At 53.7% G+C, this 15448-nt stretch carries 10 protein-coding genes; 2 read left to right on the top strand and 8 right to left on the bottom strand.

Translation table 11 applies throughout. From position 1 onward, the window contains the following. Positions 1–41 precede the first annotated feature (41 nt). The gene (locus tag DG177_RS17670; protein WP_259371339.1) at positions 42–164 is read right to left on the bottom strand and encodes a hypothetical protein; all 123 of its coding nucleotides are present in this window, start codon (positions 162–164) and stop codon (positions 42–44) included. 256 nt (positions 165–420) lie between these two features. Here DG177_RS17670 and DG177_RS06735 point away from each other — a divergent pair, with 256 nt between their 5' ends. Beyond that, complete coding sequence (locus DG177_RS06735) at positions 421–648, top strand: hypothetical protein (protein WP_108810791.1); 228 nt, start codon at positions 421–423, stop codon at positions 646–648. A 127-nt stretch (positions 649–775) separates the two neighbouring features. Here the strand turns inward: DG177_RS06735 and DG177_RS06730 are convergent, their stop codons facing one another. Beyond that, on the bottom strand, positions 776–1552 hold the full coding sequence (locus DG177_RS06730) for an SDR family NAD(P)-dependent oxidoreductase (RefSeq protein ID WP_108810790.1): 777 nt from the start codon (positions 1550–1552) through the stop codon (positions 776–778). 262 nt (positions 1553–1814) lie between these two features. Here DG177_RS06730 and DG177_RS06725 point away from each other — a divergent pair, with 262 nt between their 5' ends. Next, positions 1815–2240: a glycine zipper 2TM domain-containing protein gene (locus tag DG177_RS06725; protein ID WP_108810789.1), complete on the top strand. Its 426-nt coding sequence runs from the start codon at positions 1815–1817 to the stop codon at positions 2238–2240. A 130-nt stretch (positions 2241–2370) separates the two neighbouring features. On the opposite strand, the gene DG177_RS06720 is transcribed toward DG177_RS06725, so the two are convergent. From DG177_RS06720 to DG177_RS06695, 6 genes are all read right to left on the bottom strand, one after another. After that, complete coding sequence (locus DG177_RS06720; protein ID WP_108810788.1) at positions 2371–6510, bottom strand: hypothetical protein; 4140 nt, start codon at positions 6508–6510, stop codon at positions 2371–2373. A 52-nt stretch (positions 6511–6562) separates the two neighbouring features. Then, the gene (locus DG177_RS06715) at positions 6563–8476 is read right to left on the bottom strand and encodes a hypothetical protein (protein ID WP_108812821.1); all 1914 of its coding nucleotides are present in this window, start codon (positions 8474–8476) and stop codon (positions 6563–6565) included. A gap of 200 nt (positions 8477–8676) precedes the next feature. Next, on the bottom strand, positions 8677–10671 hold the full coding sequence (locus DG177_RS06710; RefSeq protein ID WP_108810787.1) for a heme-binding protein: 1995 nt from the start codon (positions 10669–10671) through the stop codon (positions 8677–8679). After that, complete coding sequence (locus tag DG177_RS06705) at positions 10671–12071, bottom strand: multiheme c-type cytochrome (protein ID WP_108812820.1); 1401 nt, start codon at positions 12069–12071, stop codon at positions 10671–10673. Before DG177_RS06705 ends, DG177_RS06710 begins: the two co-directional genes overlap by 1 nt. Positions 12072–12331: 260 nt before the next feature. Further along, positions 12332–13768 (bottom strand): aldehyde dehydrogenase family protein, encoded by a 1437-nt coding sequence (locus DG177_RS06700; RefSeq protein WP_108810786.1) that lies wholly within the window; start codon positions 13766–13768, stop codon positions 12332–12334. An 11-nt stretch (positions 13769–13779) separates the two neighbouring features. Then, entirely contained in the window at positions 13780–15426 is a 1647-nt protein-coding gene (locus DG177_RS06695; RefSeq protein ID WP_108810785.1) for an acetolactate synthase large subunit, read from the bottom strand. Positions 15427–15448 lie beyond the last annotated feature (22 nt).

The raw sequence follows: 15448 nt of genomic DNA, 5'->3' as shown, positions 1-15448 counted from the left end.
TGGTGGTCATGATGGAGTTCCTTTTGAAATTCGGTTGGTGATTAAGCGATGAAAGAAGCGGTGTTTTGAACAGCAGGGCCTACGCTGGCGCTGATCAGAACAGCGGCGGAGAACAGAGCGGCAAAAGCGGCAACAACTTGGTTTTGGATATTTACGTTCGACATTTTTAATTCCTTCTGGGTTTAATTTGGTCCCTCGCGGTTGTGTTTGCGAAGATGTTCCTAGCATTGCATAGGGCGTGCCAGTTTTGATAAATCTATATAAATCAGTGCTTTAATGAAATTTTGGCATAGTGGAAATTTTGCTGAAAACCAAAAAATGGGAAAATACACTAACATATAGTTATTGAATTGGGCGATCTCTATATGCTTACGACAATTGGCGCAGATATTATTAAGAATGACCTGCTAAGCGGTCTTCATGTTTGGACCACGCCTCACTCGTGTCTTTGCCAGCCGCGCTAATGCATTGTGGTGGTCAGCCATGGTATTGGTTACCGCTTACTGCGTCGCTGCGGAGCCGCCGGTTACTTCGCCTGAGGGGAAGGGAGCGAGCAACGTCATCAAAGAGGTCGAGGAAAAGAAGCCAGTCGATCCTTGGGCTGACGAAACCTTTTCTGCTGGAACGACAAGCAAGCCGCTACGTTGATGGGCCTGTTTCTATAGGCCCCCTATCATCATTTTGCATGAACCAACTCCAGATTGGGAGCTCTGGATAAGAAAGTGGCAATGCAGCCGGCAGGTGAGTCGGTGAATTCAGGAGCGAGGAGCCCGCATCAATATTGCGCAGTTCCCCCGTCAACGCTGAGCATGGCCCCTGTGATGCCGGCACCCGCATCGGACGCCAGCAACAGAGCCATAGCCGCTATTTCTTCAACTGTGTTGGGCCGCTTGAGCGCACTTTCCTGAGCGAACATATCGATCATTTCTTCAAACGTCATGCCTAGCCCCTTGGCGGTGGTGGGGCCATTATCGAGGATCAGGTCGGTCAGCACCAGGCCGGGACAGATAGAGTTCACCGTGATACCCATTGTGCCGACTTCCTGGGCTACGGCTTTGGTCATGCCATTAATACCATGCTTTGCGATCGTATAGGGTGCGAATGTTGGCTTACCCATCTTGCCCTCGGTTGAGCTTATGTTGATCACGCGGCCGGACTGCTGTGCGATCATTGGCTTGAGCGCGCGGCGTGTCGCCCAGAATGTCGCATATATATTCCACTTCATCGCTTCATCAAAGGCTTCGTCCGTCAAGTCCGCGAGCGGAGCCAGAGCACCGGCGCCGCCGGCATTGTTAACGAGAATATCGACGGTCCCGAATGTCTCGATGGTTTGATCGATAAAGCCTTCTACCGCTTCCTGTTGCATAACATCGCCGGCAACAAACAAGGCCCGATCACCAACATCCAGTTCCTCAATCACCTTCCTCCCTTTTTCGGGGTTACGCGCCATCAGGGCAACGTTGGCACCTTCTGCCAGATAAGCTTCGGCAATAGCGCGCCCTATGCCTGCGGTGCCGCCGGTGATGGCCGCGGTTTTGCCTTTAAGTTGCATGATCTTCTCCCATTGATATTTTTTCCTAGAGCTATCGTTAGAGCGAACCAGCGGCAATGACTTAAAAGACTAGGGACTGCTTAGTGCAGCGTCTCAAAACATTGAAAGATAAACGGAAAACGTGACTTGTTCATAAAAGAGACCTCCAACATGAACCTAAGATAAAATCGACATTCAGCAAGTGGTCAATCGGTGAAGCCTAAAACCATATTTGTCGGGCATCAAACGAATCGGATCGCGAAAGATCCTTTTGGAGTATAAAATGATCAACAAGGTTCTAGGAACACTCGCCATCACCACAGCTGCAATATCAGCGATGGCCTTCGCAACGCCGGCTGAGGCGCGGGGCGGTTATTATCAAGGTTATAATGACGGCTATTACGAGCGCATTGGTGATCGGCGCGATTATCGTCGCGGCGATTATTATCGGGATGACCGTTATTATGACCGCCGGGATCGTCGCGCTTATCGTGAAAAGCGCCGTTATTATCGCGACAAGCGTCGCTATCGCAATGATCGTCGTCGCTATCGTGGATGTGATCGCGGCACCGGCGGTACCATCATCGGCGCGATTGCTGGTGGTCTGTTAGGCAACGAGGTTGCACGCCGCGGTGACAAGACCGAAGGCACTATCATTGGCGGTGCTGTTGGAGCGCTGGCGGGCCGCGCAATTGACCGCAACTGCTAAGCATAGAGATTAAAGTTAAGCCCTCTGTATCCGTTGTACGAATACAGAGGGCCTATATTCCTCGCGTCGCGTATCGAGGAAAGGGGACCGTGGTCGCAAGCTCCGGTCCCCGCCTTTTATTTAAGTTCTATCACTTCGTCGTGCTCCGCGCCAGCATGGGCGGTACAGGACCAATCCAGTCAGAGAGACTGGCCTCGTCTTTGACGAAATAGGGATTGCCTTGACTGTTGAGATAGAAGCGCTGCATCTCGTTGCGATTAAATGGCCGGGAACCTAGCCGCCCGAACACCGCCATCTGACCGCCCGTTTCATCCACGGCCCGATCACGATCCAGACCCTTGGAAAGGGCGAGAGCTGGTTTCGGAGTGCGGGCAAAGGCAATGAGTTCCGGCATCGGTGGTGGCGAGAAACCATAATAATTCGGTTGGCTATCCGGAGATGTCAACTGAATCACTTTCAGACCATTGCGACCGTCTGCAACATACGCAAACAGCGTTGCATTGGTCGAGCCGACGATAACATCTTCTGCATCATTCATCTGGCCGCCAAATGTCTCCTTGCGGTAGATCACGGGATCCTCCGGTTTGGTGATATTGGCGATAACCAACCCTTCGTTCTTTGCAGCGATATACGCATAGGTTCTTGCAAGATAGAGCCTGCGCGCATTTGTTAGCGGGATTGTTCCTGATTCTACCGGAATCGGGTTCTCCATATCCGTGACATTGAACAGTTTCACACCGTCGGTATCGGTGACCCACAGATAGCGGAACTGCAACGCAGACGCCCGCGCATCCGTCATCGGCATCGTGATTACATGGCGCGGTTTCAGCGGATCGTCGAGGTCAATAACAACCAATCCACTCGCTGCGGTGATATAGGCATAATGACCAGCCAGTGTGATGTGCTTGGCCCCGTTCAAAACCTCTTCTGCATTCCAGGTCACGGCCCGTTTGAAGAAGTTGTTTCGGAACTCGCCATCGGCCAGCGTGTTGATATCAACGAGAATTAGACCCTCTTCGCTATCGGTAATCACGGCATAGTTATAAATCGGGTGAAACGCCTGTTCTTCATTAATCTCGCGCAGCTCGGCGGTATTGCGTTCCGGAGCAACAGGCTGATTGGTCGACAGCGCCATGCAGGTCGCGTTCTTCGTATCGACATGGGTGTCGTGGCCCAGAGAAGAGAAGGGCGCCTTGACGATCCGTTCGGAAAAGCCCTTGTTGCCGATCGAAGCAACATCATAAGCGCGGAACCCGCCTTTGCCTTCTGCGACAAACATATATTCGCCGCGCAGCTGCAGACAACGGACACTGTCGCCAGTGCCCTGTACGACATTGGCAAATTCCTCAAGCGCTTTGGTCTCGCCGGACAGATCATCATCCAGCCGTTCTCCGCGCACCCAGTTGATGAGTTCGCGTCCATTGTCCTCAACATGCATCCGCCAATAATCAGGATAAGCATATTTTTGCAGGTAAGAACCGATGACTGCTTGTGGCTCGTCCCACTCGGTGACGCGCACGGCTTCGAAGCCTTTATCCATACCGACCCATGCATGCAGACCAACAAAGTTCACGAAATTCGTACCTTGTAGCAGCAGCTGTGACATGATGGCATTATTGTCGTTGGCTTCGCTCAAGTGACAATCGGAGCATTGTTTAGTTTCCGTCTTGCGCACCGTGTGCGGGAAGTGGGGCGCAAAGGCCTGGCTGGAGAAACCAATAGCCGAGATAGGTGGTTGCTGCACATAGATGCGTTCGCGGTTGATATTGGTCGAGGACAATACCAGTGCCGAGGTAGAACGAACCGGTGCGATGATGCTGCCTTTGGTGGTCTGGTGACGGCCAAGCTGGAACATCTGGTCGCGTGCTACCTGCGGGTTGTAGGTGGCGTAGTTCCGTGTGGTACCGCCCTCATATTTATGGCTTTCCGTTTGCCAGTTGGCCTCAATCGGTAGATGGCAGCCACCACAACTGGTGGTCCAGCTGAGGTGGCAGGTAAAGCATACCATATTCTCGTCTTTGTGGGCGCGATCCGCGGCAGGAACACCGCTACCGAAGGTGAACTTGCCGGTTTCAGCACCGGTTTTAGACATTAGCTTGGCACGCGCTGACTTCAGGTTGAAATCAGGATGGGATCGATCGACACTGTCTTTGACCAGGCTGACCCGCCAACTGAGCTCGGGATCCACAATAGAACGCTGGATCAACACGCGCTTGCCATTGGCGTCTTGCATCCATTCAAAGCGGCGTTGGCCATCCGCATTGCGCAGCAGGTTAAGGTTCTTGCCTTTTGGCCGCGCCGCCAGGTTAGACGTCATCAATGTCGGATATTCATCGGCTGTACCGTGACAGTCCTTACAGTTTATCTCCACCGCATTGGCCACCTCGCCATAGATCAAGCCATTGCCATGACTGTCTTGTGCGAAATGACAATCTGCGCACTGCATGCCGACTTCGGCATGGATACTCATCATGTGGACGGACTTGCCCGGGTTGATCCCGGGTTCAACAAATTTCTCTTCGTCTTCGCGGCGGAATTTCTCCGGATCGTCATTGTCGACAATATCGCCGTCTTCATCGAGCAGATTGCCATCACGGTCACGTTTTAGAATCGCGCGGAAGTTCCAGCCATGGCCATGATAGTCGGCAAATTGTGTGTCCTTGGCCTCGCTGTTGAGGTCATATACATTGCGCAGGAAGTCCAGGTCGCCCCAAAGGCCTTTGGGAGAAGCAGCCTCAGGGTTACGGTCCAGTATCTTGCGGACCTCTTCGGCATCGGGATATTTCTGCTGTTTGTAGGTTTTTTGATATTCTTCGTCGCTCATGCCCTCGGGGCGCGGCGTCGTATTATCCGGTCCGGGCCACATTAGCGGCGCATCGGACTCATAGTCCCACATCGTGTAGCCGAGGAAGCTGTTCAAGAAGATATTGGGCTGGTGCATGTGGCAATTCATGCATTGCGCGGTCGGGATCGCACGCGTGAAAGCATGTTGGATCGGATGCCCTTTTTCGCGTTTCGCCGGATCTATATCACCGCTGTAATCATCGCCATGTCCGTCATCATGCCCGTCCCCATGATAGTCAGCTTTCTTATCATGGCTGCCCTTTTTGCTATAGGAAGCGTCATAAGTTCCAAATTTGCCAACGCGATGCTCGCCCTCTTTCAGGTTGCGGATTGTTGGATCTTTGGTTTGCGTCTGTCCGTCGCGACCATATTTGGCCCAGATAAGGCTGTGGCGCGGTTCGCGGTCATTGGCATAGACGACGTGGCAACTGGCACAGCCGGACTGCCGATAATCGCCAGGCTGATCATTGGTACCCATGAACCAGGTAAACGGATCGTTGAGCCGCGTCTTGTGGATGTTCAGGGCCGGAATAGCGACACGCAATCCGGTGCCGGGCCCGCGGTTGGATTGTTTCAGGTCCGGGCGGCCCGGCTCCTCCAGTCGCTGGATGATGCCGCCGATATTGGGCAGGCCGATTTCCGGGAACTGGGTATTGATATTGCGACCACCGCGCTCAAACACCCGGAACACATCGCCCGGCGGAATCGTATGCCAAGTGGGCAGGGGATAGAGAATAGGCAAGGCACCGCGCTTCTTTTGCTCTTCCGTTACGGTGCCATGCGGATTGCCAGGTGATTTGATCGTCGCGGGCAAGCCTTTGCGTGTATAGGCCTCGCCGAACACGTAATTTTTGAACGGCACAATACCATTATTATAGGCCGCACCGCCCCACAGCATGGCGCCGGTTGCCATCAACGACCGTTCGGAAGCCTCGATAATCTCCATATGACAAGCGCCACAGGCCTCGCGCGCAACACGATAGTCGGACGGATTGACGAAGCGGACAAATTCTGGCGATTCCTTATTGAGCAGCGTGTAGCTGCGTTTCGGATTCGCGGATGAAGGCCAATGCCAGCTTTCGGGATATTTGGGGAGGACATGCGCTTTTTTCAGCGCAAACATGTATTGCGGGCTTTGCTTGCCCCAGGAGTTATCGCCCGTAACGCTGGCATCGCCGCCATGACAGTCGACACAGCCAAGCACAACGGCCGGTGTCTCGTGCATTGTTTTCTGATCGCTGTCGGTATGACAGGAAACGCAGCCGGTGCTTTTCGTATTGGCTGCATCCCACGTCTGGTTCTGCGGGGCTGGCGGTGTGAATGTATAGTCAATTTTCTGCGGTTTCTCTTTGCCTGCTGCGAAGGCTTGAGACGAACCAAACACCAGCAATAACGTGGCGAAGACAAGTGCCACTGTGCTCTGCATAAAACTCGAAACACGCGATACTGATGATCTGGAGAGAGGGGAAATCTGCATATCAGAAAGCCAATATTGCGTTGAAAAGAATGGAATAGTGGAAATCACGCTTGTCGGTTTGATCGAACAAATCCTCGAAACCTTTGCCGGGCAGGAGTGCCGCCCCCGACAAGCGGAAAACGATATTCTGTGTGGCTTTGGGACGGTAAATCGCGGCGGCGGAAAGATCCCAGCCGATATCCTTGGGTATGGAGCCTTCGACGCGCAATGCCTCCAGACTCTCGGTCTTGTGGAACCACAAATGATTGGCATTGACTGACAGTCGGAAATCCGGCGTCAAATCTGCATCGACACCAACGCCGGCCAATATCGTGCCGGGGTTGTTAAAATTGCTCTGGCCCTGTTCCTTCGAAGATCGCAAGGAATTGAGGATACCGTTTCTGCCATTGATACTTATAGCGCGTCCACCGCCGGCAAATGGGATGGTCTGTCGGATCCAGTAACTAGTGTCTGCTCCAGCAAAGATCGGATTCTCGAAAATCGAGTCAAATCCAGCTTCGGTGTTATTGTAGGGATTACCATCTCCGCTAGCGAACAGACCAGATGCGCGAAAGCGCAGGAAGTCGACGTCATAGCTCGCCTCCGCCGCGGCAAAATAAGCGGCGATCTTGGCCGGTTCGCTGGTAAAGATGCTGTTGCGATCTTCACCGAAAGCGCCATAAATCTGGCCCGTCACGTTAATCCGTCCGATCCGACCATCAACTGCATAGCCGGGATACACAACGTCATAGGCCCGACCGCGTAGATCACCAATCAGGGCAGGGCGCACCGGAAAGCCGTTATCGTCAATCTCGATATCACTCTTTTCACGGTTCATATTATAGGTGACGCTGAATTGGCTGGTCAGGCCGACAAAGGGCAAATCCTGACGATAGAGATTGGCAAAAAAGATATAGCTTTCGCGCGGCGTCTGCAGAATGTCGTTGAGACCGCTATTGGTATCTTTTTCCAGTTGCACAAAGGCGCCGAGATTATATTGCACGCGGTTATTATCCCGTGTCCCGAACAAGCGGAAGCCGAGTTGGTTATCCTGAAACAGGAAACCACGAAAATCAGCCTGCATCGGCTGGATACCAATACGGAAGCTGTCAAAGTCATAGCGCGCAGAGGTATTGCGGATATGATAATCGAAAAATGCTTCTTGCACGCCGACAAAATAGTCGGTGCGGTTGGACGTTTTCGAAGGTTCGACAAACAATACCCGGCGTTCGGGTACATTGACGTGGTTGATCTGTGTCGCAAGCGTAAGCCGATATTCGACATCAGGTGGTTTGTAAGCGGTTGAACCTTTGATCAGGGCCACACCGGTGATGAAGGTTTGAGCGTAGACTTCGGATCCCGAACGTCCAAATACGTCAAGGCTGTTTGTACGCTCCGTGGTTTGCACGCCCACCGGAATGGGGAAGCTTCGCGGTTCGATGACTGTGTCGGAAATCGCGTTGACGACAAAGAACCAATCATCGCCTTTCAGGAAGGACGGTTTTTTGTCGGCCGGAATGGGCTTGTCGCCTTTCAGCACATTTTGCGCATAGGGATTGGACGTATTGCTGCAGTTATTTTTCAGTGCACCAAATACTTTATAGATCGACTGATCACCGCCTTTTTGCGGGCATAAGGTCTGTAATATCCGCCAGCGATCCGGGACAGGAAATTCGTCTGTCGGAAAAGCCTCGGGAGGCGGTGCACTAATCGCTCCGGGATTATTCTGAATGACACGATCTGGCAGCTCTTTGGGCACACCTGGACGGCGGCGGCCATCGATCAACGCCTCGTCAGCTTCCAGGCCATCAAAATCCATTTCTAGCTGTTGCGGTTCAGCCGCTACTGGCTCCACGACTGCCGGATCGGCTACCGGAGGTTCGGCGGGGTTGACCGCGGCTTCTTCTTCAGAATCGGGGCCGCCGACCGCGAGCATGCCTGCACCAGCATCGATATCAGCAAGATCAAAGTCAGAATTCTCGATGCGCATCCAGTCAAACTGTTCGCTTGCCAGCAATGCGGTGAGCGATGTTTCCATTTCCTCAACAGACAGGCGCTGCGCTTCCATCTGCTCGGCCTGACCCGACATCACCGTCATAATCGGTAAGAAAGAGGAGGATAGAGTTGGCACTTGTTCTACAAACCCTCGCAGACATTCTGTTCATCGGTGTCGAGAAACGGCGCAAAGGGGCAGTTTACATAGCGCAATCGGACCTGGGCATCGCCCAGGTCAACCACGACGTTATCGGCGCGAATGGCTTGTGGCGCGTTGCCAATGCTGCCGACGCGCAGACCGGCATTGTGAACTCCCAGGAAGCTGATCATATCATCCTGATCGATGCCGTCACCTGACACACCGATACCACCAATAAGTTGATCACCGCGATATATCGGAACGCTGCCGGGGAAAATCTGGATGCCATTGGCCAGCCGCTTTGTTCCGCTTGGACTGTCTGGAAGCGTGGTGCATTGCTGTGGACTGTCGGTCGCGGCGGGATCGGAGACAAATGTCAGATGTGCACCAATATTGCCGACTACGAAATCAAGCTGCAGCCCGACATTGAATGGGCTGAATTCCTGGATCGGTTTGGAAATTGGGCCATTTGGACGACCAACTTCGCCATCCGGAAAATAGGGGCGCGCAAGATTACCGCCTGAACGGTCAGCGAAGGCCACCGTTCCGGTCAAAGCATTAGGATCGCCAAGGAAAGTGCGAACCGCTTGGACATAGGGTGCGATGGCTGGGTCCGTGAGCATTTCCGCCGCCGCTATGTCATTGGAGAAGAACGTTGCTGTTCGTGCTTTTTGTAACGACACATCAGTGCCGAAAATCGGTGCATCGGGTGAACGAACGAGGCCAAGAATCTCGCCATTGGTATCGACCACGGAGATCGACACCTGCGCCCTACTGTCGAGCGGTTGCCGAATCTGCGCACGGGCGCGGGTCATCACGATAAAGGCTTCCTCCAGAACCGCTCGCACTTCAGCTTCGGTCAGTGGTGCAGCAACTGCTCCGCCATCGGTGGCTGCACGGACCGGATAGCGGTTGGTGCCAGTGCCATCGCTGAGAACAAAGGCATCCCGGTTCTTGAATTCCGCGGCGGTCGACGCCCGAATGCCGGACTGTTCGGTGCCGTAGGTCGTGCCGGTGATGATCGTGCCATCGGTATAGCCCCGCACCGGAACGAGCGCTCCAGCGGTCCCGTTAATGGCAGCGAAATTGGATTGCAGCGGTGACAGATCACTGACCGTCATATCGCTGAAGCGCAAAGACGTTCCATCCACGCTTATCCGATTGGCGGTAATCGATGCAGATGGAGCAAAGCCCTGGATTCCAGCCAAGGCAATTGCCTCCTCATCATCCTGATCGACGTCGAGAATATTACGATCAAAGCCGTAGTCGCCGTCGCCCATGACTCCGATCGCGCCGACCACGACACCATTTTTGTAGAGGGGTAATCCACCCGGATCAGCCGCAAGACCCAGTGGCGATCGCTTAGGTCCGATCAGGTTTGAAGCTCCCCCACCGGCCAAAAAGCGCGATGACAAGTCAGAACAGGGAAGCTGGCTGAACTGCACGCCAAAAAGCGGCCCACTTTCAAGCCCCACAGTGGTGGGAGAAGGCGGGAAGTGCTCTTGTACAATCTGGCTCGCCGTACGCGTGGAAAAAGCGTTGCCACCGCTCGACAGATAGGCACCGGTCACGGCTTTCGCGATCGCCGCCGTCGTCGCAGGAACCATAGCCCCTTGTAATCCTTGCGGATTAGGATTGGGTCCGTTGATGGTGCTTGTACTCAAACCGGCCATTGCTGGCGCGCCGTTCATCTGGAACACCGCCAAAACATTGCCGACCCTGTCGGTAACCGCGATGACCGAGGGCAGATTGCGCGCGGTCGCTTCTCCCACCGCTTGTGCGATGACGGTTTGCACATCGGTGACGCTAAGTGCCTCTTGCGCAGGCGGTGTGAACGCACCGCCATTGCCGTCAATGGGTGTTGGCGATGGTGTCGGCGACGGCGCTGGAGAAGGGGATGGCGTACCACCAAAATCATTGCTGCCACCGCCGCCTCCGCAAGAGGTCAGCACCAAGGCAGCTGCTGAAATGGCAGCAGTAAAACGAAACTTCCGCATTATCGTAATGCCCTTATCGTTCTGACCGCACTACCAAGCGCGCGGCGGAATTGAAGCGGTTTGTAGCTATTGGGTTCATCGACGGCCTTATAGGCGACGTTGATCTGGCCACGCAGACTGGCGGCAGCGGAATCGCTGACCTGTCCGCTGTTCACCAGACCGTTGAGCAGGGTATCAATGGCCATGACAGCCTGCACACTGCCCTCATAGTCCGTGAAGCGCGGAGAGATGGCCTGTCCTGCGATTGTTTCCATGATCCGGAAAGTTTGATCACGGCCGAAGCTGGCTCTGGAAAAGCGATCGGCCAATGTCTGGGCCGTCTGACGTAACCGGGCAGCAGCTTGGACCGCCGGTCCACGGCCCTTGCCCATGGCCGCGTGGAACGCCTTTGACCGCGCTTCAAACTGACCTGCCAGGTCTGGCGCAGCCACTTTTATTGCTGCGCTCAGCATGATCATATTCTCGTCATTATAAGGCGGCATGCCTTCCGGAATGGGGCGACCGGGATTGTTTATGGATGTGGGCCTTGCAGATGCATCATCATAGATGCGGCGATGGCAACTATGGCAGTCATAGAAGTAAAATTCGGGAAATAGTCCTTCTTGGGCCAGTGCCGGTTTGGCGAAGAGATTGAGCGACCGTTCCAATGCCATGGATTGGCCTACGGCCCAGAACCGAACGCTATTGGTCTTGCCCTTGCGGCGAACATAGTCGACATCTTCATCATGATGCTGCTGCAGGGTTGAAAACAGATCGAGTTCGAAGGAAATACGAGGGTGACCAGCCGCCATGATGCGGTGGTCTACAAACTGGCCGCTTTTTGCGCTGCCGAAATGGCAATCGAGACAATTGCTGGCGCGCACTTTTGGATTGTCGAGCGGGGTCAGGCCCAGCGAGACGTTGCGGGCGTGATTTGCACCGACCGCATAATGGGCGGATAACCAACCTGAGGACGGGCCGTGACAGGCCTCACAGCCAACCCCGTCGCTAAGCTGGAACCGAGGTCCTTTTTTTGCTGCAGGTGTACTGTGACAGCCCAGACATTGCTGGGAAGAGGCCGCGTCCTTGATGCCGAGGCGCTTGGCTATCGCAATGCTCCTGGGTTCGCGAAGAACCCGAAAAGCACGGCTATGCGCGCCGCCGGGCGTTGATTCTTCTTGCCAGCGCATCAGCTCGTCCTGACGAACAATTTCGCCGTCGGCTTCCTGCCGGCCATGGCAAGTGGTGCCACCGCAAGTTGCTACGCCCATATGGGTGCCGCTGGACAAGTCTTGTGCGGCTTCGACAGGTGCGGGGGTTGCAACAGAAGATATGAAAAAAGCTACGCCAGCGAGCGCAATGCAGAATAGACCAGCGGCCAGAATGGACCAGCTGCGTCTCCACGACAGATTTTTCCCCATTTGCATCGTTGCTTTTCCTGGTCCGAAAACCAGGCCCCTCTGTAAGCTCGACGCGACCCAAGTCGTTAACTATGTTTTGCGTATTCTATTATGCTTCATTGAAACCTCAATGCAACGGTAAAAAACCTCGAATATGGCGGTTTTTCTATGACTTGCATCACTATTTTTATCTTTTCCACCACACAAGCGTTGCCGATTTACCACTTTGATGCGGTTTGATTGCACGATTGTAAGAATCGCATTTTGATGTGATTCGGCTCCTAGACTTTGCGCCGGATGACCAGATTACGAATTTCGGTCATATCCTCCATCGCGAATCTGATACCTTCCCGTCCTAGGCCGCTATCCTTGACGCCGCCATAAGGCATATTGTCAACGCGATAGGATGATACGTCGTTAATCACGACGCCGCCAACATCGAGCCGGTCCCATGCATCCAAGGTTTTGAAGAGGTCACGGGTGAAGATACCCGCCTGCAGACCAAATTTACTATCGTTAACTTCGTCGAGCGCAGCGTTAAAATCGCTGAATTTCGAAAGCAGTGCCAGCGGTCCAAAGGCTTCTTCGCGATTGGCTGCAGCATTGCGATCAACATTTTCCAGCAAAGTCGCTTCGAGCATATTACCGACCCGATTACCGCCGCAAAGCAGGGTTGCTCCGCCAGAAACAGCCTCGTCGATCCAGCCATGCAAACGCTTGGCTTCGCCTTCGGAAATCATCGGACCGATGAAAGTATCGCGATCTTTGGGATCACCGGCTATCAATGTCTTGGTTTTAGCAACCAGCATATCCTTGAAAGTGTCGTAAACAGATTCATGGATTATGATCCGTTGCACGCCAATGCAGCTTTGCCCCGACTGATAGAAAGCGCCGAAAATAATCCGCTCGAGCGCATCTTCCAGATCGGCATCATGATCGACGATGACAGCGGCGTTGCCGCCCAGTTCAAGAATGACTGGCTTCTTCCCTGCCTTGGCTTTGAGATCCCAGCCAACACCGGGGGAACCGGTGAAGGACAACAGTTTCAGGCGTTCATCGACGGTGAACAAGTCAGCACCATCGCGGCTGGCTGGCAATATTGAAAACGCGCCTTTGGGCAGGTTGGTTTCGGCAAGAACTTCACCCATGATAATCGCACCCAGTGGCGTCTTGGACGCTGGCTTCATAACAAACGGACAGCCCACAGCAATCGCCGGAGCAATCTTGTGTGCCGCGAGGTTCAAGGGAAAATTAAACGGTGAAATAAAACTACAGGGACCAATGGGCACCCGTTTCCACATGCCCTGATAGCCCTTGGCACGCTCGGAAATGTCGAGGGGTTGAACCTCGCCATAGTTTCGAGTGGCTTCCTCCGCAGCAATGCGGAACGTGTCGATTAACCGACCAACTTCACCCTCGGCATCCTTGATCGGTTTACCTGCCTCAACGCAAAGCGAATAGGCAAGTTCATCAAACCGCTCTTTGAAGCGGTCCACACAATGTTGCAGCACATTTTGCCGCTCATAGCTCGCCATGCGCGCCATGGGTTCAGCGGCTTCCACCGCTCCGGCAATAGCTTCCTCAATTACATCTGGCGTTGCCAGCGCCGTCCGGAAAGCCACTTCGTTGGTGAACTTGTCGGTGACTTCCAAATCGGTATTCGGCTGGGCGGCGACATTGTTGAGGTAAAGCGGATAAACGTCTTTGAGTTTTGTCATGATCTATCCTCTTAAATCTTCGCGCTGAGGTCCTTGATTTCAACGTTGAGGATACGGTCATTGTCGGAATAGTCCACCGGGCAATCGATCAAATGCACGCCTTCGCTGTTGAGGCATTTGTCGATCGTTTCCTGCAGGTTTTTCGCGCTGGTGATCCGATGCCCATGAGCGCCATAGCTTTCCGCATATTTGACGAAATCAGGATTATCATAGGTCAACCCCCAATCCTTGAAGCCCATATTGGCTTGCTTCCAACGGATCATGCCATAGCTGCTGTCGTTGAGGATCAGCACTGTGATGTTCAGTTTCAACCGAACCGCTGTCTCCATTTCCTGGCTGTTCATCATGAACCCGCCATCGCCGCAAATCGCCATGACCTTGCGATCAGGATAGACCATCGCCGATGCCATGGCGGAAGGCAGGCCCGCGCCCATGGTTGCCAGCGCATTGTCGAGCAATACAGTGTTCGCCTCACGGGCTTTATAGTTCCGCGCGAACCAGATTTTATAGACGCCGTTGTCGAGGCAGATAATGCCATCGGCGGGCATTTGCTCGCGGACGACTTTGACCAGATGCGGCGGATAGATGGGGCAACGCATGTCATCGTCCATGGTTGCTGTATGCTCTTCTTCGGCTGCACGGGCTTTGTACATATGGTCGAAATTCCATGAACCGGAAGGAACGATATCTTCCTTCATCTGCCAGATCGCATTGCCGATATCGCCGATCACTTCGATTTGCGGGAAATAGACCGGGTCAACTTCAGCCGTGTTCATTGAAACGTGGATCACTTCCGTGCCGCCGTCTTTCATGAAGAACGGTGGTTTTTCGATCACGTCATGGCCAACATTGATGATCAGGTCGGCAGACTCGATTGCGCTATGCACAAAATCGTTCGCGGACAACGCGGCGCAGCCCATGAACTCTTTGTTGGTTTCATCGACCACACCTTTGCCCAATTGTGTCGTCACAAAGGGAATACCGGTTTTTTCAATAAACTGAGTCAGCATCCGTCCGGTCGTAGTACGGTTAGCCCCACCACCAATGACCAGAATGGGCGATTTGGCGCTTTCAATTTTCTTGGTCGCAGCACGCACGGCTTTAGCTTCGGCGATTGGACGGCGCGAGAGGCTGGGTTTGATCGGTACGGAATCGGTCTGTTCATCCGCGACATCTTCAGGAAACTCGATATGGGACGCTCCCGGTTTCTCTTCCTCGGCCAAGCGGATTGCTTCGCGCACGCGGCTGGGAATATTGTCGGCAGAAGCCAATTGATGTGTGAACTTTGTAATTGGCCCCATCATGTCAACGACATCGAGAATCTGGAAACGGCCTTGTTTGGATTTCTTGATCGGTTTTTGACCTGTGACCATCAGGATCGGCATGCCGCCAAGCTGCGCATAAGCGGCTGCGGTGACCAAATTGGTTGCACCAGGGCCAAGCGTCGCCATGCAGACGCCGGTTTTACCCGTGTGCCTTGCGTAAGTTGCGGCCATAAAGCCCGCGCCTTGCTCGTGCCGAGTCAGGATCAATTCGATTTTCTTAGAGCGCGACAAGCTGTCTAGCATGTCGAGATTTTCTTCGCCGGGGACGCCGAAAAGATATTCTACGCCTTCATTTTCGAGACATTCAACGAATAAATCAGATGCTTTAGTCATGTGGGTCCTTTCCTGATCGGCA

This window comes from Sphingorhabdus sp. Alg231-15 (assembly GCF_900149705.1).
Classification (GTDB): domain Bacteria; phylum Pseudomonadota; class Alphaproteobacteria; order Sphingomonadales; family Sphingomonadaceae; genus Parasphingorhabdus.
The sequence above is the reverse complement of the archived record's forward strand: the minus strand, read 5'-3'. Positions and strand labels throughout refer to the sequence as shown.